Annotated in this window: 23 protein-coding genes and 2 pseudogenes; 10 read left to right on the top strand and 15 right to left on the bottom strand. The window is 68.4% G+C overall.

Going from position 1 to position 26,583, the window contains the following annotated elements:
* Positions 1–408, top strand: a 408-nt coding sequence (locus AC1DYD_RS15470; protein WP_478173629.1) for a hypothetical protein, incomplete at its 5' end; no start/stop codon positions are given.
* 41 nt (positions 409–449) lie between these two features.
* Here AC1DYD_RS15470 and AC1DYD_RS15465 read toward each other — a convergent pair.
* From AC1DYD_RS15465 to AC1DYD_RS15440, 6 genes are all read right to left on the bottom strand, one after another.
* The gene (locus AC1DYD_RS15465; RefSeq protein ID WP_478173628.1) at positions 450–905 is read right to left on the bottom strand and encodes a DUF1810 domain-containing protein; all 456 of its coding nucleotides are present in this window, start codon (positions 903–905) and stop codon (positions 450–452) included.
* A 10-nt stretch (positions 906–915) separates the two neighbouring features.
* On the bottom strand, positions 916–1,920 hold the full coding sequence (locus tag AC1DYD_RS15460; RefSeq protein ID WP_478173627.1) for a TRAP transporter substrate-binding protein: 1,005 nt from the start codon (positions 1,918–1,920) through the stop codon (positions 916–918).
* 81 nt (positions 1,921–2,001) lie between these two features.
* Positions 2,002–3,282 carry a TRAP transporter large permease gene (locus AC1DYD_RS15455; protein ID WP_478173626.1) on the bottom strand — a complete coding sequence of 427 codons (1,281 nt, stop codon included), beginning with the start codon at positions 3,280–3,282 and terminating at the stop codon, positions 2,002–2,004.
* On the bottom strand, positions 3,279–3,845 hold the full coding sequence (locus AC1DYD_RS15450) for a TRAP transporter small permease (RefSeq protein WP_478173625.1): 567 nt from the start codon (positions 3,843–3,845) through the stop codon (positions 3,279–3,281). Before AC1DYD_RS15450 ends, AC1DYD_RS15455 begins: the two co-directional genes overlap by 4 nt.
* A gap of 26 nt (positions 3,846–3,871) precedes the next feature.
* Entirely contained in the window at positions 3,872–4,315 is a 444-nt protein-coding gene (locus AC1DYD_RS15445; RefSeq protein ID WP_478173624.1) for a type II 3-dehydroquinate dehydratase, read from the bottom strand.
* Entirely contained in the window at positions 4,312–5,328 is a 1,017-nt protein-coding gene (locus AC1DYD_RS15440) for a TRAP transporter substrate-binding protein (RefSeq protein WP_478173623.1), read from the bottom strand. Before AC1DYD_RS15440 ends, AC1DYD_RS15445 begins: the two co-directional genes overlap by 4 nt.
* A 109-nt stretch (positions 5,329–5,437) precedes the next feature.
* On the opposite strand from AC1DYD_RS15440, the gene AC1DYD_RS15435 reads away from it, so the two are divergent.
* Positions 5,438–6,220 carry an IclR family transcriptional regulator gene (locus AC1DYD_RS15435; protein WP_478173622.1) on the top strand — a complete coding sequence of 261 codons (783 nt, stop codon included), beginning with the start codon at positions 5,438–5,440 and terminating at the stop codon, positions 6,218–6,220.
* A gap of 13 nt (positions 6,221–6,233) precedes the next feature.
* Here AC1DYD_RS15435 and AC1DYD_RS15430 read toward each other — a convergent pair whose 3' ends face one another.
* Both AC1DYD_RS15430 and AC1DYD_RS15425 read right to left on the bottom strand, forming a co-directional pair.
* On the bottom strand, positions 6,234–7,703 hold the full coding sequence (locus AC1DYD_RS15430; protein WP_478173621.1) for a sensor histidine kinase: 1,470 nt from the start codon (positions 7,701–7,703) through the stop codon (positions 6,234–6,236).
* On the bottom strand, positions 7,700–8,425 hold the full coding sequence (locus tag AC1DYD_RS15425) for a response regulator transcription factor (protein ID WP_478173620.1): 726 nt from the start codon (positions 8,423–8,425) through the stop codon (positions 7,700–7,702). The genes AC1DYD_RS15430 and AC1DYD_RS15425 overlap by 4 nt, the downstream gene beginning before the upstream one ends.
* A 98-nt stretch (positions 8,426–8,523) precedes the next feature.
* Here AC1DYD_RS15425 and AC1DYD_RS15420 point away from each other — a divergent pair, with 98 nt between their 5' ends.
* The 4 genes from AC1DYD_RS15420 to AC1DYD_RS15405 all read left to right on the top strand — a co-directional run bounded on the left by AC1DYD_RS15420 (position 8,524) and on the right by AC1DYD_RS15405 (position 11,571).
* Positions 8,524–9,159 carry a cytochrome b/b6 domain-containing protein gene (locus tag AC1DYD_RS15420; protein WP_478173619.1) on the top strand — a complete coding sequence of 212 codons (636 nt, stop codon included), beginning with the start codon at positions 8,524–8,526 and terminating at the stop codon, positions 9,157–9,159.
* A complete protein-coding gene (locus AC1DYD_RS15415; RefSeq protein WP_478173618.1) occupies positions 9,156–9,947 on the top strand; it encodes a molybdopterin-dependent oxidoreductase in 792 nt (263 codons plus the stop codon). Before AC1DYD_RS15420 ends, AC1DYD_RS15415 begins: the two co-directional genes overlap by 4 nt.
* A gap of 105 nt (positions 9,948–10,052) precedes the next feature.
* Positions 10,053–10,277 (top strand): pentapeptide MXKDX repeat protein, encoded by a 225-nt coding sequence (locus AC1DYD_RS15410; RefSeq protein WP_478173617.1) that lies wholly within the window; start codon positions 10,053–10,055, stop codon positions 10,275–10,277.
* A 31-nt stretch (positions 10,278–10,308) separates the two neighbouring features.
* Positions 10,309–11,571, top strand: coding sequence for a cytochrome c biogenesis protein DipZ (locus tag AC1DYD_RS15405; protein WP_478173616.1), 1,263 nt, complete (start codon positions 10,309–10,311; stop codon positions 11,569–11,571).
* Positions 11,572–11,678: 107 nt separating this feature from the next.
* On the opposite strand, the pseudogene AC1DYD_RS15400 reads toward AC1DYD_RS15405, so the two are convergent.
* Positions 11,679–11,876, bottom strand: a pseudogene (locus tag AC1DYD_RS15400) (chloride channel protein); the annotation flags it as partial.
* 71 nt (positions 11,877–11,947) lie between these two features.
* Positions 11,948–15,322 carry an adenylate/guanylate cyclase domain-containing protein gene (locus AC1DYD_RS15395; protein WP_478173615.1) on the bottom strand — a complete coding sequence of 1,125 codons (3,375 nt, stop codon included), beginning with the start codon at positions 15,320–15,322 and terminating at the stop codon, positions 11,948–11,950.
* A gap of 211 nt (positions 15,323–15,533) precedes the next feature.
* On the opposite strand from AC1DYD_RS15395, the gene AC1DYD_RS15390 reads away from it, so the two are divergent.
* Together AC1DYD_RS15390 and AC1DYD_RS15385 are read left to right on the top strand one after the other, a co-directional pair.
* Positions 15,534–16,370: a hypothetical protein gene (locus tag AC1DYD_RS15390; RefSeq protein ID WP_478173614.1), complete on the top strand. Its 837-nt coding sequence runs from the start codon at positions 15,534–15,536 to the stop codon at positions 16,368–16,370.
* A 317-nt stretch (positions 16,371–16,687) separates the two neighbouring features.
* A complete protein-coding gene (locus AC1DYD_RS15385; protein WP_478173613.1) occupies positions 16,688–17,581 on the top strand; it encodes an amino acid ABC transporter substrate-binding protein in 894 nt (297 codons plus the stop codon).
* Positions 17,582–17,623: 42 nt separating this feature from the next.
* On the opposite strand, the gene AC1DYD_RS15380 is transcribed toward AC1DYD_RS15385, so the two are convergent.
* Complete coding sequence (locus tag AC1DYD_RS15380; RefSeq protein WP_478173612.1) at positions 17,624–18,523, bottom strand: LysR family transcriptional regulator; 900 nt, start codon at positions 18,521–18,523, stop codon at positions 17,624–17,626.
* A 166-nt stretch (positions 18,524–18,689) separates the two neighbouring features.
* On the opposite strand from AC1DYD_RS15380, the gene AC1DYD_RS15375 reads away from it, so the two are divergent.
* On the top strand, positions 18,690–19,979 hold the full coding sequence (locus tag AC1DYD_RS15375) for an aminotransferase class V-fold PLP-dependent enzyme (RefSeq protein ID WP_478173611.1): 1,290 nt from the start codon (positions 18,690–18,692) through the stop codon (positions 19,977–19,979).
* Here AC1DYD_RS15375 and AC1DYD_RS15370 read toward each other — a convergent pair.
* From AC1DYD_RS15370 to AC1DYD_RS15360, 3 genes are read right to left on the bottom strand one after another with little or no spacing between them, the layout of a single operon-like run.
* Entirely contained in the window at positions 19,951–22,278 is a 2,328-nt protein-coding gene (locus tag AC1DYD_RS15370) for a N,N-dimethylformamidase beta subunit family domain-containing protein (protein WP_478173610.1), read from the bottom strand. The genes AC1DYD_RS15375 and AC1DYD_RS15370 overlap by 29 nt on opposite strands.
* A 19-nt stretch (positions 22,279–22,297) precedes the next feature.
* Positions 22,298–23,275, bottom strand: a complete 978-nt coding sequence (locus AC1DYD_RS15365) for a Bug family tripartite tricarboxylate transporter substrate binding protein (protein ID WP_478173609.1) — start codon at positions 23,273–23,275, stop codon at positions 22,298–22,300.
* A gap of 37 nt (positions 23,276–23,312) precedes the next feature.
* The gene (locus AC1DYD_RS15360; RefSeq protein WP_478173608.1) at positions 23,313–24,710 is read right to left on the bottom strand and encodes an aminotransferase family protein; all 1,398 of its coding nucleotides are present in this window, start codon (positions 24,708–24,710) and stop codon (positions 23,313–23,315) included.
* A 71-nt stretch (positions 24,711–24,781) separates the two neighbouring features.
* Between AC1DYD_RS15360 and AC1DYD_RS15355 the strand changes: the two genes are divergently transcribed.
* The gene (locus AC1DYD_RS15355) at positions 24,782–25,699 is read left to right on the top strand and encodes a LysR family transcriptional regulator (protein WP_478173607.1); all 918 of its coding nucleotides are present in this window, start codon (positions 24,782–24,784) and stop codon (positions 25,697–25,699) included.
* On the opposite strand, the pseudogene AC1DYD_RS15350 reads toward AC1DYD_RS15355, so the two are convergent.
* A pseudogene (locus tag AC1DYD_RS15350) lies at positions 25,653–26,515 on the bottom strand (acetate/propionate family kinase). The gene AC1DYD_RS15355 and the pseudogene AC1DYD_RS15350 overlap by 47 nt on opposite strands.
* Positions 26,516–26,583: the final 68 nt, after the last annotated feature.

Genomic DNA, 26,583 nt, shown 5'->3' with positions numbered 1-26,583 from the left:
GCTGCAGCCCCCGCCTCCCGTGCCGGCGCCAAGCCCGGCATGGATGCCCAGGGCAACGTGACCGATTCGAGCAAGATCGAGGCCGGCAGCGGCCGCACCGTGAAGGGCATGAACGACTACGAGGGCGAGATCACCGGCAACCCGGCACCGAACTCCAAGTTCACCCAGCTGCAGATCGGCATGAGCTTGAAGCAGGTCACCGACATCGCGGGCCAGCCCACCGATTCGGGCGCCTACGTGACCGGCAAGGCCTTCATCCCCTTCTACTTCGGCGGCGACCGCACCCGGATCGAACTCGCCTACAAGGGCCAGGGCCGCCTGATCTTCGCCGGCGGCAACCTCGGCAACATCTCGGGCGGCAACCTGGTCTGGATCATCCACAACGCCAGCGACACCGGCTACCGCTGAGTTCTGGCCGACTGAAGCAATTCAAGCTGGAAAATTAGCGCTTATCCGCCATTCGCTTCGCGCGCAAGTGCAGCCAGCGTCAGGGGATCCCTGTCGCCGGCATAGAAGCGTTCCAGCACCTGGGCGAAAACCGGCTCGGACGGCGCCGCAGCCTCGAAGAGCGTCATGCAGGAGCGCAGCTTGAGGTCGTCGGGAGAGCCGAAGATCTGGTGCGCGCTGCGGCCCTCGACCGCCAGCACCAGCCGGCTGCACGCGACCAGCCGCGGGCCGAGCAGCGGATGGGCGGCAAAGGCCTGCGCCTCGGCGCGGTCCGCGAGGCCGAAGAACTGCGCGGTCGCGCTGCGCCCCAGCGCACGCAATTGGGGAAAGACGAACCACATCCAGTGGCTGGCCTTGCGCCCCGCTCGCAGTTCCCGGCACACGGCATCGTAGACCGGCGCCTGCGCCTCGACGAAGCGCTGCAGGCCCTGGGCGGCAGCATCGGACAGCGCAGGCATGGCGACGCCTCTACTTGCGCACCTTGGCGATCTCCGCCATCAGTTCCTTGACCGTGGGCTCGCCGACCGAGGCCGAGTACTTCTCGATCACCGGCTTGACCTTCTCGCGCAACCGGGCCATCTCGGCCGGCGGCAGCTCGGTCACGGTCATCCCGGCCTGCTTGAGCGCATCGAGTGCGCTGTCGGCGGCGCCGCGCGAAGCCTGGCGCTGGAAGGCGGTGGCCTCGGCGGCCGCGTCGGCGATGATCTTCTTCTCGTCCGCGCTCATGCCGTCCCAGGTCTTCTTGCTGATGATCAGCGCCTGCGGGTTGTAGATGTGGCGGGTCTGGGTCAGGTACTTCTGCACCTCGGAGAACTTGGATGACAGGATCACCGTGTTCGGGTTCTCCTGGCCGTCGACGGCCTTCTGGTCGAGCGCCGAATAGAGTTCGGGGAAGGGCAGCGGCGTGGCGTTGGCGCCCAGGGTGTTGAAGAGGTCGATGTAGATCGGCGACTGGATCACGCGGATCTTCAGCCCGGCGATGTCATCGGCCTTGGCGATCGGGCGCTTGCTGTTGGTCAGGTTGCGAAAGCCCAGGTCCCAGTAGCCGAGCCCGTGCAGGCCCTTCTCTTCGAGCTTGGCCATCAGCTTCTGGCCGAAGGGTCCGTCGGTCACGGCGTCGGCTTCCTGGCCGTTGTTGAACAGGAACGGGAAATCGTAGACCGCGAACTCCTTGACCTGCGCGGTCAGGATGCCGGCGTTGAGCACCGTGACCTCGACCGTGCCGCCCTGCAGCGCCGACACCGTCTGCAGGTCGCCACCGAGCGCGCCGCCCGGGAACAGCTTGACCGCGATCTTGTTGCCGGACTTCTGCGCCACCAGGTCGGCGAATTTCTGCGCCCCCTGCGCCTGCGGGTGGCCGGTCTGGTTCTGGAACGCGAACTTGAGCGTGCGCTCCTTGACCTGCGCCTGGGCGCCGGCCAGGGCCAGCACCGCCGCCAATGCGACCAGGGTGTTGCGAGCGATGTGTTTCATGAAGAATCTCCTTTTCAGTCAGTTGAGGACAGAGCAAAAACTGCTGCGCCGTTTCCTGGTCTGTCCCGCAAGGTCTCTTGATCAGCCGCCGAAGAACTTGGCGGGCCAGATCACGAGCCACGGGAACAGGACCATCAGGAACATGACCACGAACTCGGCGATCATGAAGGGCACCACGCCGCGCGTGACGTCGTCCATCGAGATCTTGCCGACCCCCGCCACCACGTTGAGCACGGTGCCCACCGGCGGCGTGACCAGCCCGATCGAGTTGTTGATGATGAACAGCACGCCGAAGTACACCGGGTCGATCCCCGCGGCCTTGACGATCGGCATCAGCACCGGCGTCAGGATCAGGATCGTCGGCGTCATGTCCATCGCGGTGCCGACGATCATCACCAGCACCATGATCGCGACCATCAGGATGATCTGGTTGCCCATGAAGGGCTGCAGCAGCCCGACCACCTTGGACGGCAGGTCGGCCACCGTGATCAGCCAGGCGCTGACCATCGCCGCGGCGATCAGGAACATCACGATGGCGCTGGTCTTGGCCGCCCCGACGAAGACCCCGTAGAGGTCCTTCCAGGTCAGCTCGCGGTAGATGGCGGTGGACACGAACAAGGCGTAGGCAGCGGCCACCACGGCCGCCTCCGTGGGGGTGAAGACGCCCATGCGCAAGCCCACCAGGATGATCGCCGGCAGCATCAGCGCCCACAGGGCCTTGCGGAACGCAGTCAAGATCTCGATGCCGCTCTTGCGCGGCGGCGGCACGATCTTCTCCTTGCGCACCAGCCAGGCCCAGGTCAGCCAGAGCGCCGCGCCGATCAGCAGGCCCGGCACGATCGCCGCGAGGAACAGCTTGGAGATCGAGACGTTGGCGGCAACGCCGAAGATCACCAGCCCGATGCTCGGCGGAATCACCGGCCCGATCACGCCGGTGGCCGCGATCAGCCCGCCGGCGCGCGCCTTGTCGTGCCCGGCCTTGACCATCATCGGCAGCAGCAGTGCGGTCAGCGCCGCCGCGTCGGCCACCGCCGAGCCGGACAGCGCCGACAACAGGCAGCCGGCCAGGATGGTGACGTAGCCCAGGCCGCCCTTGATGTGCCCGACCAGCGCGAGCGCGAAGTCGACGATGCGCTTGGACAGGCCGCCGACGTTCATGATCTCGCCGGCCAGCATGAAGAACGGCACGGCCAGCAGCGGGAAGCTGTCGGCCCCGCCGATCACGTTCTGGGCCAGGATCTGGGCATCGAACAGGTCGAGGTGCCACATCAGGGCCACGCCGCTCGCCAGCAGCGAGAACGCGATGGGAATGCCCATCGCCATGGCCAGCAGCAGCGAACCGACAAAAACGAGGATCGTCATTTGTGGCTCCCGGGCGCGTCGGCCGAACCCGAACCGAGGATCTGCTGCAACTGCACCGCCTCCTCGGATTCCTGCACCATGACCAGGTCCTCGTCGGCGATCTGGCCGCGCATCAGCCGCCACAGGTCGAGCACCAGGATGAAGCCGGCGAGCACCGCGAACACGATGCCCACCCCATAGACCACCGCCATCGATGCCCCCGTGACCGGCGCCGTGACGTCCCAGTTGATCCGGGTCTGGGCCAGGCTGCCCTCGAACAGCAGCCAGACGATGTACAGCATCACGACGTGGCCGGCCGCGAGGCAGAACTTCTTGCCCGCGGGCGGCAGCTTCTGCACCACCATGTCGACGCCCAGGTGGCCATGCTCCTTGAGTGCGACCACCGCGCCGAGGAAGGTCATCCAGATGAAGAGCCAGCGCGAGAGCTCCTCCGACACCGTGATGCCCGAGTTGAAGCCGTAGCGCAGCACCACGTTGCCGAACACCAGCACCACCATCACCGCGAGGAAGAAGGCGATGAGGGCCTCGATGCCGGTGCAGCAGCGGTCGATCCATCGATTCATGTTGTTTGTCTCTTGTGTCCCGACGTTCAGGCCGCGGCTTCCCGGTTCATTTCGACCAGGGCCCGCAATGCTGCCAGATAGGACTGGGGGCCAAGCCCCTGGATGGTCCCCTTGACCGCCGGCGAAATGATGGAGTGGGCGCGCCACGCCTCGCGCGCCGCGATGTTCGACATGTGGACCTCCAGCACCGGGAAGGGCATGGCCTTGATCGCGTCGTGCAGCGGCACGCCGTGCTGGGTCAGGCCGGCCGGGTTCACCAGCGCGCCCTGCGCCAGGTCGATGTTCCGGTGCAGGAAATTGATCAGCTCGCCTTCGATGTTCGACTGGACGATGTCCAGCGTGACGCCGAGTTCGCCGGCCAGCTTCTCGAGCCGGGCATCGATCTCGGCCAGCGTGGTCTTGCCGTAGATGTGGGGTTCGCGGCGCCCGAACAGGTTCAGGTTCGGGCCGTGCAGGACGAGGATCTTCATGGTGCCGACTTGCGGATGCGGGCGAGCTCGTCGGTGTAGAGCTTGACGATCGCCGGGTCGTAGCTGGCCGCGAACCTGTCGATCACCGGCTTGGCGATCTGGCGCATGCGGGCCTGTTCGGCCGGCGCCACCTCGTTGAACTGCATGCCCTTGGCCTGCAGCTCGCCGACCGACTTCTGGGCCGCCGCGCGGCTCACTTGCCGCTGGTAGCCGCGCGCCTCGTCGGCGGCCTCGCGCATCCACTTCTGCTCGGTCGGGCTCAGAGAATCGAAGAACTTCCTGCTGACCAGCACGATGTTCGCCGCATAGACGTGGTGGGTCGCGCTCAGGTACTTCTGCACCTCGAAGAACTTGTTCGACAGGATCACCGAGAACGGATTCTCCTGGCCGTCCACCGCCTTGGCCTCCAGCGCGCCGTAGAGCTCCGCGAAGGGCATCGGCACCGGGTTGGCCTTGAAGGCCTTGAAGGTCTCGAGGAACACCGGGTTCGGGATCACGCGGATCTTCAGGCCGTCGAGGTCCTCGGGCTTCGCGATCGGCCGCTTGCTGTTGGTGACGTTGCGAAAGCCCAGGTCCCAGTAGCCCAGCGCGACCAGGCCCTTCTCGGGCAGCCTGGCGATCAGCGCCTGGCCCAGCGGGCCGTCGAGCAGGGCATCGGCCTGCGCGAAGGTGCTGACCGCGAACGGGAAGTCGAGCAGGCCGAACTCCTTGACGATGCCGGCCAGCGAGGTCGTGGCCGGCGCCGACATCTGCTGCACGCCGCCCTGCAGGGCCGACTGCTGCTGCATCTCGTTGCCGAGCTGGGAGGCCGGGAACTCCTGTACCTTCATCTTGCCGCCGCTCTTGGCGGCCAGCAGTTCGGCGAAGCGCTTGACGCCGAAGCTCACCGGGTGGTCGGCATTGTTCAGGTGGCCGAAGCGGATGACGCGCTCCGGCGCGTCCTGGGCCAGGGCCGGCAGGGCCAGGGCGAGCGAGAGGCCGGCGCCGGCCAGCGAGCGAAGAAGGAATCTCAAGACGGTCTCCAGCGGGGGATGTGCGATGCGGCGCGATCATAGTGACAAGTGGAAATGTTTTCCACAAGGGAAAACACTTGGCAAATTCGGGAGTAAAGTCGCGGCTGACATGAGCGCAATACTGGAACGCAGCCTCAAGCTGATGGAGCAGCTCGCGGCCCATCCCGAGGGCCGGCCGCTGTCGACGCTGGCCACCGACCTGCAGATGCCGCTGAGCGCGACGCATCGCTTGCTGACCGAACTGATCCGCTGCGGCTACGTCCGCCAGGACCAGAGCCACGGCGACTACATGCTGACGATCAAGCTGGTGTCGCTGGGCCTCAGCTTCCTGAGCAACAGCGGCATCGTCGATGTCGCCCAGCCCCTGCTCGACCGGCTGGCGGCCGAGTCGGGCGAGCTGGTGCGCCTGGCGGTGGTCGACGGCGACGCGCTGACCTTCGTCGCCAAGGCGCAGGGCGCGACCCGCGGGCTGCGCTACGACCCCGACATGGGGCTGTCGGTGAACCTCTCCTGCAGCTCGGCCGGCCATGCCTGGCTGTCGACCATGACCGACGAGCAGGCGCTCGAACTGGTGGCCCGTCAGGGCTTCGGCAAGCCAGAGGACTACGGCCCCAAGGCGCCGACCACGGTCAAGGCGCTGCTGGCCTTTCTGCGGGCGGCGCGCAAGCGCGGCTTCAGCATGATCAACGAGGTGTTCGCACCGGCCATGACCGCCATGGCGGCGCCGGTGCGCGGCGGCAACGGGGCGGTGATCGGCGTGATCACCATCGCCGGCCCGCTGGTGCGCCTGACCGAGGAACGGATGCTGGCCCTGGGTCCGGTGCTGCAGGCCACCGCCGACGAAGTCGCTCAGGCCAGCGGCGCCTCGGCGCTGTTCAAGCGCCGCGCCTGACGCGCCCTTCGCTTCAGCGCAGCGCGAAGCAGAACACCGCGCCCTTCTCGGCCCGCTGCTGCAGCCGGATGTCGCTGCCGTGCAGTTGCAGGATGCGCTGCACGATGACCAGCCCGAGGCCGCCGCTGCGACCGGTCGAGGAAGAGAACAGCGGCCGCGTGAAGAGGCTCTGGCGCAACTCGCCGGGAATGCCCGGCCCGGTGTCGCTGACCTCGACGGCAACCCCCTGCGCCTCCGGGCGCAGCACCACGGCGATCTCGCCCCCTTCGGGCGTATGGCGAATCGCGTTGTCGAGCAGGTTGGTCAGCACCCGCTCGATCAGGCCGAGGTCGGCCGTCACCGCCGGCAGGCCCGGCGGAATGTCGGCCACCAGCCGCTGCCGCCGCGCCTCGGCCGCCAGCTCGAATTTCTGGAACACGTCCTGCACCAGGTCGGCCAGCGCGAAGCGCTCCTTGTCGGGCTTGACGACCCCGTACTCCAGCCTTGCCAGCTCGAACAGCTCCTGTGCCAGGCGTCCGACCTTGCGGCTCTGGCCGAGCGCGATCTCGAGGTAGCGGCGCCGCTCGGCCGGCGCCAGCGTATCGGACTTCACCAGCAGCGTCTCGAGGTAGCCGTGCAGCGAAGTCAGGGGCGTGCGCAGGTCGTGCGAGATGTTGGCGAACAGTTCGCGCCGCTGCTGGTCCTGCGCCCGCAGCTCGCGCCACTGTTCGGCGATGCGCCGCGTCATCTGCGAGAAGGCCTGTCCCAGCGTGGCGATCTCGTCGCCGCCGCCCTGCCCCGCGTCCCCGATCGGCGGTGCCGTGCCCTCCAGGGCGGCGGCACCTTCGCTGTCGAACTGCCGGACCGCGGCGGTCAGCCGCCGCAGCGGCCGCGTGATCAGGTGAAAAGCCGCCAGTCCCGCCAGCAGCCCCAGCAGCGCGACCAGCGCGATCGACCACAGCGTGGTGCGCAGGACGCTGCCGGCCGCCACGTTGGCCACCAGCGCCTCGCGCTCCTCGCCCGACAGCACCACGTACACATAGCCGGCATCGCGCCCATCGATCTTGAGCGGCGCCGCGCTGAAGACCTTGCGGCGGCCCTCTGCGCGCGGATCGTCGCCCAGCACCGGCAGCGCGGCGCCATCGAGCAGCCGGTGGACCGGCGCCAGGTCGACGCGCTCGAGCTTGAGGTGGCCCGGCGGGGCCGCCTGTGCCTCGATCCGTCCATCGGGCGCCAGCAGGTAGACCTCGACGCTGGGATTGACCGCCATCAGCTTGTCGAACAGGTCGTGCACCCCCGCGCGATCGAGCGCGCCGCTCTCCATGAGGATCGGGTTGCTGGCCGCGATGTGGGCCGCCAGGCCGGCCGAGAGCCGCTGCGTGACCTCCTGCTCGTGGCGCCCGCTGGCTTGCATCTGCAGCCACGCCGAGGCCCCGCAGCAGGCCAGCAGCAAAACGGCGAACACCACCGACAGCCGTTGCGAGAGCGTGCCGCCCAGCTTCATGGGCTCGCCTCGTCGCTGCCGCCCGCCGCCAGCTTGTAGCCGCGTCCCCAGACCGTCAGGATGCGCCGCGGCGCGGCCGGATCGGGCTCGACCTTCATGCGCAGCCGGTTGATGTGCGTGTTGACCGTGTGCTCGTAGCCGTCGTGCTGGTAGCCCCACACCTGGTTGAGCAGGTCGAGCCGCGAGAACACGCGCCCGGGATGGCGGGCAAAGAAATACAGCAGGTCGAACTCGCGCGGCGTCAGCTCGATCGGCTTGCCGTCGACCTCGACCTCGCGGGCGATCGGATCGATGCCCAGTCCGGCGAGCGCGAGCCGGCCGGATTCGATGCGGGCGTTGCGGGCCATCGCCTCGGTGCGCCGCAGCAGGGCGCGCACCCGCGCCACCAGCTCGAGCACCGAGAAGGGCTTGGCCAGGTAGTCGTCGGCACCGAGTTCCAGCCCGAGGATGCGGTGCACCTCGCTCGAGCGCGCGCTGGTGATGATGATCGGCGTATAGCGCGTCATGGCGCGGGCGCGGCGGCAGATCTCGAGGCCGTCGACGCCCGGCAGCATCAGGTCGAGCACCAGCGCGTCCCAGCTGCCGCGCTCGAGCTCGCGCAGCCCGGCATGGCCGTCGGCGGCGTGCGTGACCGCATAGCCCTCGTCATGCAGGTGCATGCGCAGCAGCTCCGCGATGTGGGCATCGTCCTCGACCAGCAGCACGCGTTTGGCAGGATCCATGGCGGTCGATTGTCCCGCTTCCGGGGCGGCGAAGTTGTCACGATTAATTGAACTTTTCGTGATGATTCGGCCATCGGGCGCGCCCAACAATCCGCCCCATGAACCGCGACACACCGTCCGCCGAAGCCCACCGGAGCGCTCCGATCCATCCGCTGTGGCTGCGCGTCACGCACTGGCTGAACGCCCTGGCGGTGGGGGTGCTGGTCGCCAGCGGCTGGCGGATCTACGACGCCTCGCCCTTCTTTCCGTTCCGGATCCCGGCCGCGCTGACGCTCGGCGGCTGGCTCGGCGGCGCCCTGCAATGGCACTTCGCGGCGATGTGGCTGCTGGCCGCCAACGGCCTGGCCTATCTGGCACTGAACCTCGCGAGCGGCCGGCTGCGGCGCAAGTTCTTCCCGCTGTCGATCCAGGGGATCTGGCACGACGCGCTGGCGGCGCTGCGCGGCCGGCTCGCGCACGCCGATCCGCGCCACTACAACAACGTGCAGCGCTTCGCGTACCTGTTCGCCATCTGCGACATCGTGCTGCTGGTGCTGTCGGGGCTGGTGCTCTGGAAGTCGGTGCAGTTCGGCCTGCTGCGCGAGCTGCTGGGCGGCTACGAATTCGCCCGCCGCATCCACTTCGTCGCCATGGCCGCGCTGGTCGCCTTCGTCGCCGTGCACCTGGCAATGGTCGCGCTGGTGCCGCGCACCCTGCTCGCCATGCTCGGCGGCCGTTCCGGACTCGAATCATGAAGCTGCTCAAGCGCCCCGCCCTGCACACCGTCGACGCCGAAGCGGCCCTGGCCGAAGCGCGCACGCTGATCGCCCGCCGCATCGAGCAGCCGGCACGCCGCGCCTTCCTGCAGCGCTCGCTGACGCTCGGCGGACTGTCGCTGCTGACCGGCTGCAGCATCAGCGACAACGCCGGCGTCGAGGCCGCGCTCGGCGCCGTCTCGCGCTTCAACGACAAGGTGCAGGGCTGGATCTTCGACCCGACACGTCTCGCGCCGACCTACCCCGAGTCGATGATCACGCGACCGTTTCCGTTCAACGCCTACTACGGCGAGGACGAAGTCCGCACGGTCGCGGAGGACGGCTTCGCGCTCGAGCTGGCCGGCCTGGTGGCCGACCGGCGGCGCTGGACGCTGGCCGAGCTGCGCGCGATGCCGCAGCAGGACCAGGTCACGCGGCACATCTGCGTCGAGGGCTGGAGCGCGATCGGCAAGTGGGGCGGCATCCGCTTCGCCGACTTCCTGCGCCGGGTCGGCGCCGACACCCGCGCGAAGTACGTCGGATTCAAGTGCGCCGACGACTACTACACCAGCATCGACATGCCGACCGCGCTGCATCCGCAAACGCTGCTGACCCTGAGCTACGACGGCCAGCCGCTGCCGCCGAAGTACGGCTTCCCGATGAAGCTGCGGATGCCCACCAAGCTCGGCTACAAGAACCCGAAGCACATCCAGGCGATCTTCGTCACCAACACCTATCCGGGCGGCTACTGGGAAGACCAGGGCTACAACTGGTTCGGCGGCAGTTGAGTCGCCCCGTGCGACTCGACGCTGCTGGAGCGCGCGGCCGTGTTCATTCCGAACCGAGCCTCTTCTTTGCAAACGACCCCAACGACCTCTTGAAGGACCACTGAAATGAACAAGCTCTCCGCAACCCTTCTGGCCACCGGCCTGGCCCTCGGCTCGCTCTCGGCCTTCGCCGCCGACGACATGAAGAAGGACGACATGACCAAGGATTCGATGGCCAAGGACGGCATGAAGAAGGACACCATGGCCAAGGACGGCATGTCCGGCGACGGCATGAAGAAGGACGCGATGGGCAAGGGCGACGCGATGAAGAAGGACGAGATGAAGAAGTAGCCCTGCCGCCCCACTGCCGACGAGGTCCCCCATGCCTTTCTTCCTTCTGTCGTACCTGGCCGGGGCGCTGACCCTCTTCGCGCCCTGCATCCTTCCGGTCCTGCCCTTCGTCTTCGCCCGGGTCGACCGGCCCTTCGCCAGCAGCGGCCTGCCGCTGCTGGCCGGCATGGCACTGAGCTTTGCCGCGGTCGGGACGCTCGGCGCCGTCGCCGGCCACTGGGCGGTCCAGGCGAACGACTACGGCCGCATCGCCGCGATCGGCGTGCTGGGGATCATGGGGGTGGCGCTGATCGCGCCGCGCTGGGCCGAGCGGCTCGGCCGGCCGCTGGCGGCGCTGGGCGCGCGCCTCGCCGGCGCGGCGGCCTCGGGCCCCGGGGCCACGCGCAGCCCGGCGCTCACCTCCTTCGTTCTCGGCGGCGCCACCGGCCTGATTTGGGCACCGTGCGCCGGACCCATCCTCGGCCTGGTCCTGACCGGCGCGGCGATCGAGGGCCCGAGCGTGCGGACCTCGCTGCTCCTGCTCGCCTATGCCGCCGGGGCGGCCAGCGCGCTCGCCCTGGTGCTGCTGGCCGGCGGCCGGGTGCTCGGCGCGGCGAAGCGCCTGGCCGGCATCGGCGAAGGGTTCCGCAGGGGGCTCGGCGTCGCCGTGCTGGCCGGTGTCGCCGCGGTGGCGCTCGGGCTCGACACCGGCTGGCTGGCGCAGCTGTCGCCGGCGGGCGGCGCGGCGATCGAGAAGACCTTCCTGCAACGCCTGAAAGCGCCGGCGCCGCCCGCCGCCGGCTTCGTGCCGGTCCAGGCGCGCGCTGCGGCGCCGGTCCCTCTCGAGCTGCCGGTCGAAGGCAGCCTGCCGCCGCTGACCGGCGCCGTCGACTGGCTCAACTCGCCACCGCTCTCCGCCGAAGGGCTGCGCGGCAAGGTGGTGCTGGTCGACTTCTGGACCTTCGGCTGCATCAACTGCCGCCATGCGCTGCCGTACGTGCGCGAATGGCATCGCAAGTACAAGGACCAGGGCCTGGTCGTGCTCGGCGTGCATGCACCGGAATTCGCCTACGAGAAGAACATCGGCAACGTGACGAAGGCCGTGGCCGACCTGGGCATCGAGTTTCCGGTGGCGATCGACAACAACTTCGCGATCTGGCGGGCGTTCCGCAACAACTACTGGCCGGCCCTCTATCTCGTGGATGCCGACGGCCGCATCCGCTTCCATCATTTCGGCGAGGGCGAATACCTGAAGTCGGAACAGGTGATCCGGCAATTGCTCGAGGAGTCCCGTCGGGCGGGCAAACGCGCCTGAACGGCCGCGTGGCGCGGTGGGGCGAAGCCATCGGGTCGAAGCAGGGGGAGACGTCACTTCGGTGCTCGCCCCAGGCCGCGGACTCGGCCGAACGTTGCCTGCAGGCCCTATCCGCGGTGTCGCGCCGTGACTTGTCCCGACCCCGCCTCAGGTGGTGGCAAGTGAGCCGCCCTGGACGTGCCGATGGCTCGGCCCACCATGTGCTCGGACAGCGTGTCGTAGAGCGGGCGGCTGATCATGCGCGAGACCAGGCTGGCCAGCATCGCGGCCGCCATCAGGCTCGGCACCATCGAATGCCCGTCCATTGAGCGGCGGGCGCTGGGCCGAACGGTGATCGATGGATTGCCTACCGGGATTCGACCATCGAAAACGGCAGCTATGTCAGCGCTTGATCGATGCCCGCCAGAGCCCAGCCATTGCCTGCCGCAACAGCCGTCGCACGAACCTCGCGCAGCCGGGACATGGCCGCGGTGTCCTCGGCCGTCTCCGCCGCCGCGGCGATGGCGCGCGCCCGTTCGACCATCAGCTCGACCCAGGGCAAGGTTTCGACATGGAACATCCGCTCCAGCGAGGCTGCATGGTGCAGCGCGCACGACCAGTCGCGGGCTGCGAGGCTGGCCTCCATGGCGTCGCGGTAGAACCAAAGATAGTTGTGGGCGAGCCCGGTGTCCTTCAGCAAGGCTTCGCCTTCGGCCAGGTGCGCGGCCCGCTCTTCGGCCGAATCCGCCACGCGCGCCAACCGCCCCTCGAGCGCGGCGCCGATGAATCCGAGACCGGTCTGGCGCGCGAGCGCGAGTGCCTGCTCCAGATCGTTGCGGGCCCGTTCGCGATCTCCCCGCCGCAGCTTGTGCTCGGCGGAAAAGTACAGCATGGTCGCCTCATAGCGCCGTGAACCGGCCAGCCGCGCGAGCACAAGCGCCTTGTCGCCTGACGCGCTGGCCTCCTCGAAGCGGCCAGCCTCGGTGAGCACCTGGGTCAGCGTGGCCTGTGCGAAGACCCGTACGGGCACGACGCCGAAGCGTTGCGCGTCCTCGCAGACCGAATGGGCCTCGGCGATGGCCGTGTCCAGCTGGTTGGCGTACCACAGACAGTGCCCAATCATGCAGCGGTTGGGCCCGGCGATGCGGATCTGCTCCTCGCACAGCGCGACGCAGCGTCTGAAGTAGTCGAGCGCACTGGCCATGAGGCCTTGAGCGTAGCGCGCGTCACCGAGGCCACTGAGCGCCCGCGCTCGGCTCTCCGCGTCGCCACATTGCTCGGCAGCCTCCAGCGCAAGCACATGCTGCGCGTCGCACTCGGCGATTCGGCCCTGAGAAAAATAGAGGTTGCCCCGCGTGTGATGGATGCGCGAACGCTCCATGGCCAGTTCGAGCCGTTCGGCGAGCGGCTGGGCCTCGCCGAGCGCTTGCATCGCTGTCGCGAATTCGCCCGTCACGCGATATCCTGCGGCGATGCCCATCCAGGCACGGCAGCGCAGCAAGTCGTCGCCGGCCAGTTCAAGCGCACGCTGAAATGCGACTATCGATTCGGTCGACCGTCCGATCTCGCGCAACATCTCGCCGCACAGCAAGGCGAGTTCGCAGCCGACCTCTGCATCGCCTCGCGCCGGGTCGGCTGCCAGCGTGCCGCCGCGCTCTGCCAGGCGCAGGGCGCTTTCGAAGCGCAACCGCCCGGCCTCCTGGGTCGCCGCACGCAAGTAGGCCGCCGCGGCCGCCGCGTCTTCGGCGCGGTCGAGATGCTCGGCCTGCAGCACCGGATCGTCGTCGCCGAACCAACGCGCTGCGGCCTGATGCAATTCGCGCCGCCGGCTCTTGAGCGTCGACGCGTAGACGGCCTCCTGGATCAGGGCGTGCGCAAAGAGAAAATCCGCCCCATCGGGCCTCACGATGTCGGCCGCCACCAGCATGTCGCAATTCGCATTCGGCTCGCTTGCGACAGCGCGCAGGTTGAGAAGCGAAAAGCGCTTGCCGATCACCGCGGCGGCCTGCAAGGCGGTGCGGTCGGGCGCCGCGAGGCGGTCCATGCGCTCCAGCACCAGACTCTGGATGGTGGGCGGCACGGCTGGCGCGAGCCCGGGTGTCTCACCAGCGCGCGCGGTTCGCAGCAGCTGTTCGAGGAACAGCGGGTTGCCCTCCGCGCGTTCGATACACATCAGTGCAAAGCGGCTCGACGCCTCGACCAGCCCGCCAGCCAGCAAACGCGCCTCCTGCGGCCTCAGGGGTGCGAGATCGATGGTCACGAAGGCACTGCCATGGATCGATGCCCGCCAGGCCTTGTCGATCGGATCGCCCTCGATGCGCGAGGTGAGCAGCAGGATCATCGGCGCCCGCGCGGCCGCACGGGTGAGCGCCGCCACCTGCCGCAGCAACTCCGGCGAGGCCCAATGGATGTCCTCGATCAGCACCAGTTGTGGACGCGCCGCGGCGGCTCGCTGCAACACGGAACTCAGCGCTTCGCTCGCGCGTCGCAGTCGGGTGGCGTTGTCCATCGCCTCAAAAATCGCCTCCAGCTGCTTCGGCTGCGGCAGGTCGAGCCACTCGTTGACGAACAGCAATTCGTCGTCGGTCACCAGGCCGCGCGCGACGGCGGCCTGCAGCGCCGCGCCGCGTTGGGCTTCGTCGTCGCCCGCGTTCACCTGCAACAGCGTCTTCAGCAGGGTCGAGATGGCGTCCTGTCCTTTGCCGACGCCGAAGTCCAGAATCTGGCCTGAGGGCGTGTCGAACCCCTGGCCGCGGGCGCGCGCCTGGAACTCCTCCACCAACCGGGACTTGCCGATGCCCGCCTCTCCGCGCACCAGCACGGTTGCACCGGCGCCGGTCTCGCGCACGGCATCGAGCGCACTGACCAGTTGCCCGAGTTCGGCTTGTCGGCCGACGAAGGGCATGCGTTCGCCCCCGACTTGTCGCAGGCCGAGCACACGCCAGAGTTCCATCGGCGAGACGAAGCCCTTGACCAGGTGGTGGCCTGCCGCCTGCACTTCGACGCCAGCGGCGACTTCGCGGTACAGCGCGTCGGAAATCAGCGTCTCGCCCGCCTGGGCCAGCGAATCGAGCCTCGCGGCCAGATTGACCGCGTCGCCGGTGACCGAGTACTTGGCCTTGCCGCCGCCGCTGATCACCGCGGCCACCACCTCGCCCTTGGCGATGCCGATGTGCAGCCGCAGCGGAGCGCCGTGACAGTCTGGAACGCCGGCTGCCGCGCTGTGCATTGCGAGCGCAGCATGCAGCGCTCGCTGCGCATCGTTTCCGTGTGCCACCGGCGCGCCGAAGACCGCCATGACGGCGTCACCGGCCCGATCGAGAACGCGGCCGCCGTGGGATTCGACAACCCTGTCCATGGCATCGAAGAAACGTCCGAGCATCTCCTGGGTCTGCTCCGGGTCGCTGCTTGCGCACAGCGCGGTGTAGCCGGTGATGTCGGCGAACAACACGGCGGCCTGACGTCGATCCGCGCTCGTCGTGTCAGGCGCCGCCGGGGCGTCGCGCGCGAGCGGGTCCGGCGGCTCTGCCGGGCAGGGTGCGGGCGGGACGACCCGGCTCGGCGTGCCGCATTGGCTGCAAAACTTCGCCAGTGCCCCGAGCTCGTGGCCGCAGTTCGCGCACTGGTGTGGCAGGGCGATGCCGCATTCCTCGCAGAATTTGGCCCCTGGCGCACTGGGATGGCGACACTGTGGACACTGCATTCGCCGAGTTTCATCGCTGCCGCATGCTGTGTCGAGAGCCAAAGGGCGTAGCGGCGCACTCGGACGCATCGTCGCGCCACACGAGACGCTTCAAAGCGGACTTAAAGGCGAGCCGACGCAGCCAGCAACTGTTTCGCGAGGCCGCCGAAAGGGCCAAAGCGCACCGATTTGCACGGAAAGTACAACCACCCCAAGTAAGAAGTTCGGCCTCCTATGCGTTCCGGCCCCCTGTCGTCACAATGGCCCGCCCGACGGTCGATGTTGAAGGACTGCAAGCCGGATGACATCCCAGCCAACTTTCGCCACGTTTCGATGCGCCCTGATGGGCGCCTTCGTGCTGGCGGCCGCGTCCGGCTGCGCACTGGCGGTGCGCGGGACCCGGCAGGACATCCAGGTCCATGCGGTCTCGTCGGAAGGCAGGTCCATCGAAGCGCTGGAGTGCCACCCGACCGGCGGCGCCGCAGCGGCGCCGCCGGCACCGAAGCTCACGGTCAGGCGTTCGATCGACGACTTGCAGATCGACTGCGTCTCCCAGGGCCGGATCGTGGCCAGCGCCAAGGTCATCTCGCGCGCCGACATGGGCCTGCTCAGCCTGGTGGTGGGTGGCGTGATCAGCGCCACCGTGGACCAGCTGTCGGGGGCGGCCTATGCCTATCCGGAGTGGATCACGCTGGTCGCCGGCGAAGAGCGCATCTACGACCGCAGGGACAGCACGGACGGCCCGCTCGCCGGCACCTTCGCCAGGCGGCTCGGGCCTGCAGTCGCCGCCAGCGTCGTCCTGCTGCCGGCGAACGATCTCGCGAAGTACTACCGGGCCAACTTCAACGTGACCGCCAGCCAACTGCTCCGGCCCGGGGCCCGGCGCACCGGCCGCGACACCTACGGGGCCGAGAAGCTGGCCACGGCGATGAACTGCAGCGCGGCTCCACGGGCCATCCTGCTCGAGAAAGGCGCCGGCTTCGAAACCCACCAGGTGCGGTGTTCCACGGGAGACACGCTGTCGATCCGCTGCGAGTTCGGCAACTGTCGCGTCCAGCCGGCCGTGCTGCAGGTCGACGCCGACCCCCTCCCCGGCCCCACCGTGCAGACCAGCGCCCTGATGCTCGCGCCGAGATAGCCGCGCCGGCCGCAGGTCCGAATCCGGGTCAGCCGCGAAGGCGGCCGCGCAGCAGCGACATCACCAGCGTGGTCAGCACCGCTCCCGCCGCGGCTACACACGCTGTCAGCCCGCGGTGGCAGGCGGCGCAGGGTATCGCCCATGCCGGACCCGGCTCGGGTCAAACCCGCAACTGATCACTTTTTCGATTGAACTTCGAAGAAATTAAATCGCTTTTTGAATAGCCTCGCTGCTTCCAGAATGAACACCATGCCCTGCCTCCGGTCCCCTATCACCGGCAGTGGGCGGCGCGAAGTTCACTCATTCAAAGGCCCCAAATGAAACATCTCCTTCCGTTGACGCTCGGTCTGGCTGCCGCCTTCCTGAGTTCCGCCGCCATGGCTCAAACCGACACCCTGAGCAAAATCAAGGCGAGCGGCAGTATCAGCATCGGTGGGCGCGACAGCCAGGTTCCGTTCTCCTACAAGCCGAACGGCAGCGGCGACCCCGTGGGCTTCACGAACGACATCTGCCTGAAGATCGTCGACGCCGTCAAGGCGAAGCTCGGCATGCCGAACCTGGACGTGCGCTACACGATCCTCACTTCCACCAACCGAATTCCATTGCTGACCAACGGCACCGTGGACCTCGACTGCGCCACCACGACCAATACGGTCCAACGCCAGCAGCAAGTCGAATTCGCGCCCAGCCACTTCGTCACGAACATCACCGCCGCGGTGAAAAAGAGCTCCGGCATCCAATCTTTGGCCGAACTGAACGGCAAGAAGGTCTCGACCGTCTCCGGCAGCACCGGCGTCCAGTTGCTGCGCGGCTACCGGAAGACCGGGAACATCGAGGTCGAGGAACTGGCGGCCAAGGACACCGCGGACGGCTTCCTGCTGCTCGCCTCCGACCGAACCGTGGCCTACATCCTCGACGACGTGCAGCTTGCCGGCCTGATCGCCACCGCGCCGAACCCCGGCGACTTCAAGATCCTGACGCAGGAGTCGCTGCGCCATGAGCCCTACGGCATCATGTACCGCAAGGACGATCCGCAGTTCAAGGCGCTGGTCGACAAGACGGTGGCCGAACTCATGACGTCGGGCGCGATCAACGAGATCTATGCCCGGTGGTTCACCAAGCCGATTCCTCCGACCAACGCGAACCTGAATTTCCCGATGACCGACGCCATCAAGGAGATCTACCGGAACCCCAACAACAAGGGCGTCTGATGCGACCGTGCCGCGGCGCCGGACAGGTAGCGAGCGCCATCGCTATCCGGCCTGGAACATCCGGGTGAAATCGCAGCACTCCTGCGCCAGCATGATGATCGAGGCCAGCAAGGAGCTGCGATGCTCGCCCTTGTACATGGCCACATAGGTCACGGCAGGAAGCGCCGGCGTGACGTCGATCTGGACCAGGGATCCGTCCTTCAGCATCTGGCTGACCGCGTCCCTGGGCAGGTAGCTCACCCCGAGACCGGAGATCGTCAAGCCGATCAGTGCCACCAGGTTGTGGATGACGATGGGCTTGGAGGGCTGGATGCCCAGGTCCTTCATCCAGCTGTCGTAGATCAGGCCCGTGCCGGATTTCACGCCCTGAAGCAACAGCTGATGGCGCGCAAGTTCGTGCAGGCGCATCGGCTTGCCGACCTGCACCAGGCCCGGCTTGCACATCCAGGCGCTCTCCACCCGCCCGATGGGCTTGGTCGGAATGCGCGTGTCCGAGAACGCATCGGGCACGATGATCAGGTCAAGTTCGTCGGTCAGAACCTTTTCGCGCAGATTGACGCTGCTGTCGACGTCGGGTTCGAGCGTCACCTTGGGGTAGTGCACCTGGATGAGTTCGACCCATCGCGGCAGCCAGGTCATGGCCGTGAGCTCGGTCACGCCGATGCGCACGCGACGCTCGATCACATCGACCCGGCTGAACTGCTCGATGGCGGCGTTGCGCTGCGCCAGCAGGTTCTTCGCCAGCATGAACATCTCCTCGCCCTTGTCCGTCAGCCGGGCGGAGCGCTGAGTGCGGTCGAAAAGCGCCGTGTCGAAGACCGTTTCGAGTTCCTGCACCCGCTTGGAGACGGCCGACTGGGACGTGTGGAGCTTCTGGGCGGCCAGGGCGAAGCTGCCGAGTTCACCGATCCAGTAGAGAGCCTCCAGCTGCTTGAACGTCATCACGGCGGGGCCGCTCCAATCCATATAAAGAACACTTTTTTTCGCCAAATACTATCCAAAAATATCGCTTTTGGAAATGTCATTCGACTTCCAGAATTCAGGCATTCCCGATCGATCGCGCGATCTTCGCGCGCCGAATCCGACGGCGACCTTCACCAGGATCCTCATGACTTCCCAAACCGGCGAGCTTTTCTCCAACGCGCTGATGGCGCAGATCAAGGACCGCTTCCACCATGTCGACCACGACATCTCCGGACGCGAACGCCTGTTCTTCGACAACGCCGGCGGCTCCTTCCGCCTCAAGGCGGCGGTCGACCAGTTTGCGCGCATCGACGCGATCCCCGACTGCCCCGAGCGCATCCATGAACTGGCCACCTACCTGCAGGGCATCCAGGCCAGGGGGACGGAAGACCTGCGCACGATCCTGAATGCGAAAGCGGGCAGCGTGTTCGCGTCGCTCACCGCGTCGGGCGCGATGTTCGACATGGTTCGTGCCATCGCGGAGAACGTTCCCGGCACGAACCTGGTGACCACGGTGCTCGAACACCCCTCCTCCTTCGACGCCATGTCCCTGTATGCCGAGCGCACCGGCAAGGCGCTGCGCGTGGCGCCGTCCAACCCCGTCACGGGCGGCGTCGACGTGGAGTCGATCGTCCGCCTGGTCGATGCCGACACGGCGCTGCTGAGCGTGATCTATGCATCGAACATCTCGGGCGCCAAGCTGGACGTGCGCGAGATCGTCAGGCAGGCGCGCAAGATCAAGCCGGACCTGTTCATCGTCGTCGACGCCGTACAGCACGCACCGCACGGCCTGATCGATCTGCAGGAGACGCCGGTCGACGGCATCAACATCGCGCCCTACAAGTTCTTCGGCTGCCGGGGCTCCGGCATGTCCTGGCTGTCGGAGCGGGCGTCGGCACTGCCCCATCACAAGCTGGCGGGCAAGAAGCAGGACTTCTGGGACCTCGGAAGCGCGGCCCCCTGGCAATTCGCGGTCGTCACCGAGATCGCCAACTATGTCTGCTGGCTCGGGAGCCGGTTCATCGCGAGCGACGATCGGCGCGCCCTGTTCGCCTGCGGCATCGAGAAGATCGAGCGCCACGAGCGCGCCTTGCTCGAACGCCTGCTGAACGGCGGCGATGCCGTCCAGGGGCTGCGCGGCATGGACGGCGTGAACGTTTTCCTGGACTTCGAGGACCTGACGAAGCGTGACCTGATCCTCGCGATCGGCATCGAGAATCTCGAGCATGCCCAGGCGGTTCGGGAGTACGAGAAGCGCGGCGTCATCGTCTACGAACGGGTCGCCACGAGCTTGTACTCGAAGCGCATGCTGGACTCCTTCGGCCTCGAAGGCGCCGTTCGCGTGTCGCCGCTGCATTGCAACTCCGCCGCCGACATCGACCGCTTCCTGCAGATCACGCGCGAGATCAGCCAGAGCGTTGCGGCCTTGGCGTGACGCTGGCAGTGAGGGTCGGCCGGACTCCGAAGTGATGCAGCACGTTGTGCAGCAGCTTCCCGAACACCGGGTCGCTGCCTACCACCCAGGCCGCACCCACCGCGCCCGCATGGAACACGCGCCCGCCCTGCGGACGCTCCCAGTAGATCATCTCGGCCGACAGGCCGCCCAGCGACTCGGTGAGGTTCGAGAAGTAGTCGAGGTACGCATCCAGGGCGCCGGGCCGGTCGCGAATTCCTTGTGCGATCACGGCCATGCCGCCGGGCGGCTCCGGCAGCGTTGCCCCGGTGGGCACCCGATGGGTCATGCGCGCGAGCGTGGCGACGCTCAAGTCCCATTCGTGGCCGATCGCGCGCGGCAGCGAGCCGCCGGGCCCATGGCCGAAGGTCTCGCCCTTCGCCAGGCCCAGCGGCTGCGGCCCCTGGAAAAGAAAATGGTCCGGCGCGTGCACGTGGTAGACGCCGAAATCGCCGGCGTCGGCAAAGGCCCAGCCCGCGGTCTCGAGCCCGATGACCTCCGCCGCGGGGCGCCCCGATGACTTGAGCCGGCCGCCGCGGGCCCAGTCCTGGCTGTGGTACTGCTCCCCGAAGGGCCCGGCCGGCGGTCCGACCGAAGGCACGCTCTCGTCGTGGTCCGGGCCGTTGACCTTGCGCTGTTCCATGACGCTGAAGTCCTCGTCGTAGCTGACCCGCAGGTACATCGTGTTGCCCGACAGCACGATCGCGCTGCCGCCCCGCCGCAGGTAGTCGTCGAGCCCGTCCACCGCCGGCAGCGACCAGTATTCGCTGTGGCCGTTGACGACCACGGTCTTGTAGCGCGCCAGCATGGCGGGGTCACGGTGCAGGTCGATGTCGCTGGCGATGTCCCAGTCGTAGCCCTGCTGCTCCAGCCAGACGTGCAGGTGGCGCTCCAGCCGCGTCCACTGGCTGAAGCCGCTGTCCGCGGGGTCGTACAGCGCATTCGGACTGGCGTTGGGCCAGGGCATGCGCAGGCCGACCTGGTAGCAGGGCTGGCCGGCGCGGTGGAAGGTGTAGCTGTTGTAGGCGGGCGCCTCGGGGTGGCAGTTCTCGAGCCCGACGGAGCGGCGCGGCCAGACCGGGTCGTCCACCACGTTCTTCGCGAACGGCGTCGCGGCATAGGCGATCCAGCTGTTCACCGCGCACAGCACCAGCACCGGTGCCGGCGTCGCCTGCAGCGCGCGCTTCACGATGAAGCTGATGTCGTAGTCGGCTTCGCGGCCCTCGAGCTCGAAATGCAGCCGGCCGACGTAGATGCCAGGCCGGGCATCGATGGGAACCTGCCAGCGCTGGGTGGTTTCCCAACGGCAGTCATAGAGATCGTCGCCCGCGAATCGCAGGCCGTGGCCGCGCGTGGGATCGTTCAAAGGGTCATAGCTGCCGCCCTCGTGCTCGGGCACCTTCGAGGGCTCGAAGGCCGGTCCGACGATCATCCAGGTCGCATGGTTGACGATGCGGCCGGTGCGCTGGTGGCCGCTGCAATCGGCGACGCGATCGCCGCGCTCTTCGCGCAGCGGCCAGCAGGCCAGCACCGAGCGCCCGGTCGCCGCCTGCAGGCCGCGCTGCGCCACGCGTTCGCGTACCTCGTCCGCCGACAGGGCGCGATCGTGAATCACGGGCATGGCGAGGTCAGCGTCCAGGAACAGGCTGGCCAGCCCTTCGACGCCGCTGGCACCGAGCCGCAGCGGCGCGGCGCCGGGGCGTACCGGCGCGGAGGCCGGCCAGCATCCGACTTCGGCGCCATCGATCCACAGGCGCGCCACCCGGCCATCCCAGGTGGCGGCCACATGCTGCCATCGCCGGGCGACCAGGCGCCCGTGCGCCTGCTGCGCGTCGGCGCGGAAGGCGCCGCCATCGCCAAGGTACAGGCAAAGCGCCCCGCCCGCTTCGATGAAAAGCCCGAAGCCGCAGCGCGAGGGATAGTCGAACTGGCCGACCAGCGTCTGCCGCGTCTCCACGGTCCAGGGCTTGACCCAGCATTCGAGGCTCAGGCCGGGCAGCGCAGCGTCAGCGGCCAACCCCTTCGCCACGTGCACGTAGGAGCCCGGATGGATCGCCTGCACCCTTGCCGGCGCCGGCTCGAAGCGATGCAGGACGGCGTCGTCGCTGCGCCCCTCGACGTCATGACCGAGACGGCAGACGCTCATCCGGTAGGGGCGGTCGCTGCTGACGTGGAAGCTCAGCGTCTCGCCCGCATGCAGGCTCTTGCAGTCCGCATAGCCGTGCACCCCGGGCAGGTGCAGCGGCCGATGCGCCGGGATCGGCGGGGTCTCGGTCGACATGGAGGTCCGGCAGCGATGCCTATTCGGAAGTGAAGCCGGAGGCCTTGATCACCGGCCCCCAGCGCTGCAGGTCGTCGGTGATCAGCCTGGCGAGTTCCTCGGAGGTGCTCGGGCTCGCCTCGCTGCTGAGCTTCTGCAGCCGCTCCTGCACCTCCTTGTTCGCCAGCACCTTGTTGAGCGCCGCGTGCAGCTGCTCGACCGTGGCCGCGGGCGTGGCGGCCGGCACGAACAAGCCGGTCCATTCGAGGTTGTCGAAATGGGGCTGGCCCAGTTCCTTCAGCGTCGGTACGTCGGGCAAGAGCTGCGCGCGCTTGGCCCCGTTGACCGCCAGCACCTTGAGCTTGCCGCTCTGCTGGTAGGCCACCAGGTCGGCGATCGGGGTGATGCCCGCGGCGATCTGGTTGCCCAGCAGGTCCTGCACCAGCGGCGCGGCGCCGCGGTAGGGCGCCGCCACCAGCGGCACCTTGGCTTCGGTGCCGAGCCGATAGCCCATGAACTGCGCCACGCTGCCCGGCGCCGGCACGCCGTAGCTGGCCTTGGCGCTGTCCTTGCGCGCGATGTCCAGCCACTGCTGCACGCTGCTCGCGGGCAGCTCTGCCGGCACCGCGATGCCCTCGTAGAAGCTGGCGATGCGGCCCACCGCCTTGAAGTCCTTCACCGGGTCGTAGCGCACCGACTTCGAGGTCAGCGGCAGCATCACCATCATGTGCATGTTGGCGAGCAGGACCGTGAGGCCGTCCGGCGCCGCGGCGCGCACGTAGTCGGCCGCGATCTGGCCGCCGGCGCCGGTACGGTTGTCGACCACCACGGCCACGCCGAGCTCCGCCGCGAGCTTGTCCGCCAGCGTGCGGGCCTGCACGTCGGCCGAGCCGCCGGCGGGATAGCCGACGATCAGCTTCAGCGGCCCTTTCTGGATCGGGACCTGGGCCGGCGCGGCAGCGGCGACGCAGAGCGAGGCGCCGGCGAGCGCGATCTTCACGAGTGCGGGGAGTTTCATCGGGGCCTTTTCGCGGGAAGTGAGGAAAAAAGAGGTTTCAGCTCGGCCGGGTGCGCGCGATCTCGTCCGCCAGGTCGCGCAGGGAGGCTTCGAGCAGTTCGGCCAGCAGGTCGACCTCGGCCTCGGAGATGGTCAGCGGCGGTGTGACCAGCTGCATGTCGCCGTAGGCGCCGAGATTGGCGCGCCGGTTGTAGAGCGCAATCCCGCGCCGCAGGCCATGCTGGGTGAGCCGCGCGGGCGCGTTGAAGTCGGCCGGCAGCTGCCGCTTCGTCTGCTTGTCGGCGACGATCTCGATCGCCGTCAGCAGCCCCTTGCCGCGGACGTCGCCGACGATCGGCGAACGCTCGGCGATCGCCTGCAGCCGCGCCATGAGCTGCTCGCCGCGGATGCGCGACTGTGCCACCAGGTCCTGCCGCACCACCTCGTCGAGCACCGCGTTGGCCACCGCGCAGGACAGCGGATTCGTGAAGTAGGTGTGGCCGTGCACGAAGCCACCGGCCTCGGCGATCGCGTCGACGATGCGGTTCGGCACCAGCATCGCGCCGAGCGGCGTGTAGCCGGCCGCCAGGCCCTTGGCGAGCGTCACGATGTCGGGCCGCGCGTCGGCGAAGTGGTGCGCGGCCAGGAAGGCGCCGGTGCGTCCGGCGCCGCTCATGATCTCGTCGTAGATCAAGAGGATGCCGTGGCGGTCGCAGATCTCGCGCACCCGCCGGTAGTAGGCCGCGGGCGACACCACCGCGCCGCTCGACAGCCCGCCCACCGGCTCGAGGATGAAGGCCAGCACGCTGTCCGGGCCTTCGCCCACGATGCGTTCCTCCAGCGCATCGGCGCAGGCCATGGCATGCGATTCGACCGTGTGGCCTGCGGGCAGGCGGTAGCTCTGGGGCGCCGGCACCTTCGGCATCTCGCGCACCATCGGCCCGTAGATGCCGAGCGTGTGGGCGTCGCCGGTGACCGCCAGCGCGCCCAGCGTGGCGCCGTGGTAGCTGGGCTCGCGCGAGATCACCTTGGCGCGCTGCGGCTGCCCGCTCACCACCGCGTACTGCCGCGCCAGCTTCAGCGCCGACTCGTTCGCCTCCGAACCTCCGGAGACGAAGAAGGCGCGATCGAAGCCCTCGCCGGCCAGGGCGCAGACCCGATCGGCGAGCGCGATGCTGTGCTCGCTCTCGAAGAAGCGCGGGTAGGCGAAAGTCACCCGGCCGGCCTGTTCGGCCATCGCCGCCAGCACGCGCGGATTGCCGTGCCCGATGTTGGCAACCACGGCGCCCGCGGTCGCATCCAGATAGCGCCTGCCGTCGCCATCCCACAGGAAGACGCCCTCCCCGCGCGCGATGCGGGGCGGGCGCGGCGTGCCGCGCGGTGCATAGAAGCCAAGGACGGAGCCGCCCTTGGGCGTGTCGCCGACGCGGCGTTCGACGGGATTCGGTGTGCTCATGCAGCGACGATACGGAGCAAGTCGCACTTCGAGTAGACGCATGGAGCGATGAAGTGTTATACGTACCGTGCATGAAGCACACCCACGACCGGCTCGACCTCCTCGACACCTTCCTGAAGATCGGCGAGAGCGGATCGCTGAGCAAGGCGGCGCGCCTGCTCGACACCTCGCAGCCGACGGTCAGCCGCCGCCTGATCGAACTCGAACGCATGCTGGGCTGCAAGCTGGCCCTGCGAACCACGGCCAGCTTCTCTCTCACCGACGAAGGCCGTTCGCTGCTGACCGAGGCGCGCGATCTCGGCGACCGCTGGTCGAGCCTGTCGCATCGGCTGTCGGGCGGCCAGAGCCGGCCCGAGGGCACGCTGCGCGTGATCGGGCCTTCGGGCTACGGCACCGGCTTCCTCACCGATGCCGTGACCGACCTGCGCGCGGCGCACCCCGCGCTGCGGGTCGAGCTGACCCTGACCGACCGGGTCATCGACCTGGTGGCCTCGGGCGCCGAATGCTGGATCTGCGTCGGCGAGGTGCGCGACCCGGACCTCGTGAGCCGCAAGCTCGGCGCCATGGAACGCATCCTGGTCGCCACACCCGCGCTGCTGAAGCAGCTGGGGCCGGTCACGATCGCGCGGCTGCCCTCGCTGCCCTGCGTCGGCTTGGTGCCTTACGTGCAGGGCAATGTCCGTCTGCTCGACCGCTCAGGGCGCGCACGCGTGGTCCCGCTCGACACCCCGATCAAGACCGACAGCCTGCTGTCCAGCTACCGGGCCATCCTCAACGGCGCCGGCATCGGCGGCGCCGCGCCCTGGATGTGCCAGGACGACCTGAAGGCGGGCCGCGTGCAGCGCGTGCTGCCCAACTGGTGGCTGGAGCCCATCGGCATCCACGTGGCGCTGCCGCCCGGCAGCTACCGGCCGGCCCGGGTCACGGCCTTCATCGAGGCGCTCAAGCGCCGGATGCACTCGCTGCCGGGCTTCCGCCCGATGACCTGAGCAGCCCGACGGTGTGCCGCGCGATCATCAGCTCCTCGTCGGTCGGTATCACCCAGGCCGAACAGCGGCCGCCGGCGCGGCTGATGCGCGGGCCGCCGGCCTCGTTGGCCGGGTCATCGATCGACACGCCGAGCCAGCCCAGGCCGGCGACGACCAGACGCCGGATGTCGGCCCCGTGCTCGCCGATGCCGGCGGACGGCCCGCGCATCCATGCCGCGCTGGTTCATCAGGTACAGCAGCACGCCGGGGTCGATGGCGCCGCAGCGGGTTCCCATCGGCAGGCCGTCGAGGGCGCTGAAGCCCATCGTGCTGGCCACGCTGCGACCACCCTGCAGCGCGCAGGCACTGGCGCCATTGCCCAGATGCAGCGCGACGACCCTGGCGCCCGCGAGTTCCGGCGCCACCTCCGGCAGGCGCGACGCGATGTATTCATAGGACAGCCCGTGGAAGCCGTAGCGGCGCACGCCGCTCTCGTACAGCTCGAAAGGCAGCGCGAACATCTGCGCCAGCTCCGGGTTGCTGCGATGGAACGCGGTATCGAAGCAGGCCACCTGCGGCACGCCGGGCAGGACCTCGAAGGCCAGCCGGATCGGCGACAGGTTGCTGGGCTGGTGCAAGGGCGCCAGCGGCGACAGCGCATCGATGGCCGATGCGCTGGCCGGCCGGGTCCCAGGCCGTGAATTCGGGCGCCGTGTCGAGTCCGTCGACCAGTCCGCGCAGGACCGGCGTCAGCACCTCGCCGCGCGTTTCGTACAACGAGAACTTCAGGCTCGACGAGCCTGCGTTGGCAACCGCCACCCATTCCGCACCGGTCATGGCCAATGACATTTTTTCGCATCCTCCGGGAAAGCACGACACTTATAACCCCGAGCCTGCACGCTGGA

The sequence above is a fragment of the Variovorax sp. P4_B11 genome, from assembly GCF_056402355.1.
This window is presented reverse-complemented; position numbering and strand designations above follow the sequence as displayed.

What these genes read in the sequence shown, in the direction of transcription:
- AC1DYD_RS15360 (WP_478173608.1), bottom strand. Translation starts at nt 24,710, where the DNA reads ATGAGCACACCGAATCCCGTCGAACGCCGCGTCGGCGACACGCCCAAG.
- AC1DYD_RS15415 (WP_478173618.1), top strand. Translation starts at nt 9,156, where the DNA reads ATGAAGCTGCTCAAGCGCCCCGCCCTGCACACCGTCGACGCCGAAGCG.
- AC1DYD_RS15410 (WP_478173617.1), top strand. Translation starts at nt 10,053, where the DNA reads ATGAACAAGCTCTCCGCAACCCTTCTGGCCACCGGCCTGGCCCTCGGC.
- AC1DYD_RS15425 (WP_478173620.1), bottom strand. Translation starts at nt 8,425, where the DNA reads ATGGATCCTGCCAAACGCGTGCTGCTGGTCGAGGACGATGCCCACATC.
- AC1DYD_RS15420 (WP_478173619.1), top strand. Translation starts at nt 8,524, where the DNA reads ATGAACCGCGACACACCGTCCGCCGAAGCCCACCGGAGCGCTCCGATC.
- AC1DYD_RS15390 (WP_478173614.1), top strand. Translation starts at nt 15,534, where the DNA reads ATGACATCCCAGCCAACTTTCGCCACGTTTCGATGCGCCCTGATGGGC.
- AC1DYD_RS15375 (WP_478173611.1), top strand. Translation starts at nt 18,690, where the DNA reads ATGACTTCCCAAACCGGCGAGCTTTTCTCCAACGCGCTGATGGCGCAG.
- AC1DYD_RS15395 (WP_478173615.1), bottom strand. Translation starts at nt 15,322, where the DNA reads ATGCGTCCGAGTGCGCCGCTACGCCCTTTGGCTCTCGACACAGCATGC.
- AC1DYD_RS15370 (WP_478173610.1), bottom strand. Translation starts at nt 22,278, where the DNA reads ATGTCGACCGAGACCCCGCCGATCCCGGCGCATCGGCCGCTGCACCTG.
- AC1DYD_RS15455 (WP_478173626.1), bottom strand. Translation starts at nt 3,282, where the DNA reads ATGACGATCCTCGTTTTTGTCGGTTCGCTGCTGCTGGCCATGGCGATG.
- AC1DYD_RS15385 (WP_478173613.1), top strand. Translation starts at nt 16,688, where the DNA reads ATGAAACATCTCCTTCCGTTGACGCTCGGTCTGGCTGCCGCCTTCCTG.
- AC1DYD_RS15380 (WP_478173612.1), bottom strand. Translation starts at nt 18,523, where the DNA reads ATGACGTTCAAGCAGCTGGAGGCTCTCTACTGGATCGGTGAACTCGGC.
- AC1DYD_RS15405 (WP_478173616.1), top strand. Translation starts at nt 10,309, where the DNA reads ATGCCTTTCTTCCTTCTGTCGTACCTGGCCGGGGCGCTGACCCTCTTC.
- AC1DYD_RS15460 (WP_478173627.1), bottom strand. Translation starts at nt 1,920, where the DNA reads ATGAAACACATCGCTCGCAACACCCTGGTCGCATTGGCGGCGGTGCTG.
- AC1DYD_RS15430 (WP_478173621.1), bottom strand. Translation starts at nt 7,703, where the DNA reads ATGAAGCTGGGCGGCACGCTCTCGCAACGGCTGTCGGTGGTGTTCGCC.
- AC1DYD_RS15450 (WP_478173625.1), bottom strand. Translation starts at nt 3,845, where the DNA reads ATGAATCGATGGATCGACCGCTGCTGCACCGGCATCGAGGCCCTCATC.
- AC1DYD_RS15355 (WP_478173607.1), top strand. Translation starts at nt 24,782, where the DNA reads ATGAAGCACACCCACGACCGGCTCGACCTCCTCGACACCTTCCTGAAG.
- AC1DYD_RS15365 (WP_478173609.1), bottom strand. Translation starts at nt 23,275, where the DNA reads ATGAAACTCCCCGCACTCGTGAAGATCGCGCTCGCCGGCGCCTCGCTC.
- AC1DYD_RS15445 (WP_478173624.1), bottom strand. Translation starts at nt 4,315, where the DNA reads ATGAAGATCCTCGTCCTGCACGGCCCGAACCTGAACCTGTTCGGGCGC.
- AC1DYD_RS15435 (WP_478173622.1), top strand. Translation starts at nt 5,438, where the DNA reads ATGAGCGCAATACTGGAACGCAGCCTCAAGCTGATGGAGCAGCTCGCG.
- AC1DYD_RS15465 (WP_478173628.1), bottom strand. Translation starts at nt 905, where the DNA reads ATGCCTGCGCTGTCCGATGCTGCCGCCCAGGGCCTGCAGCGCTTCGTC.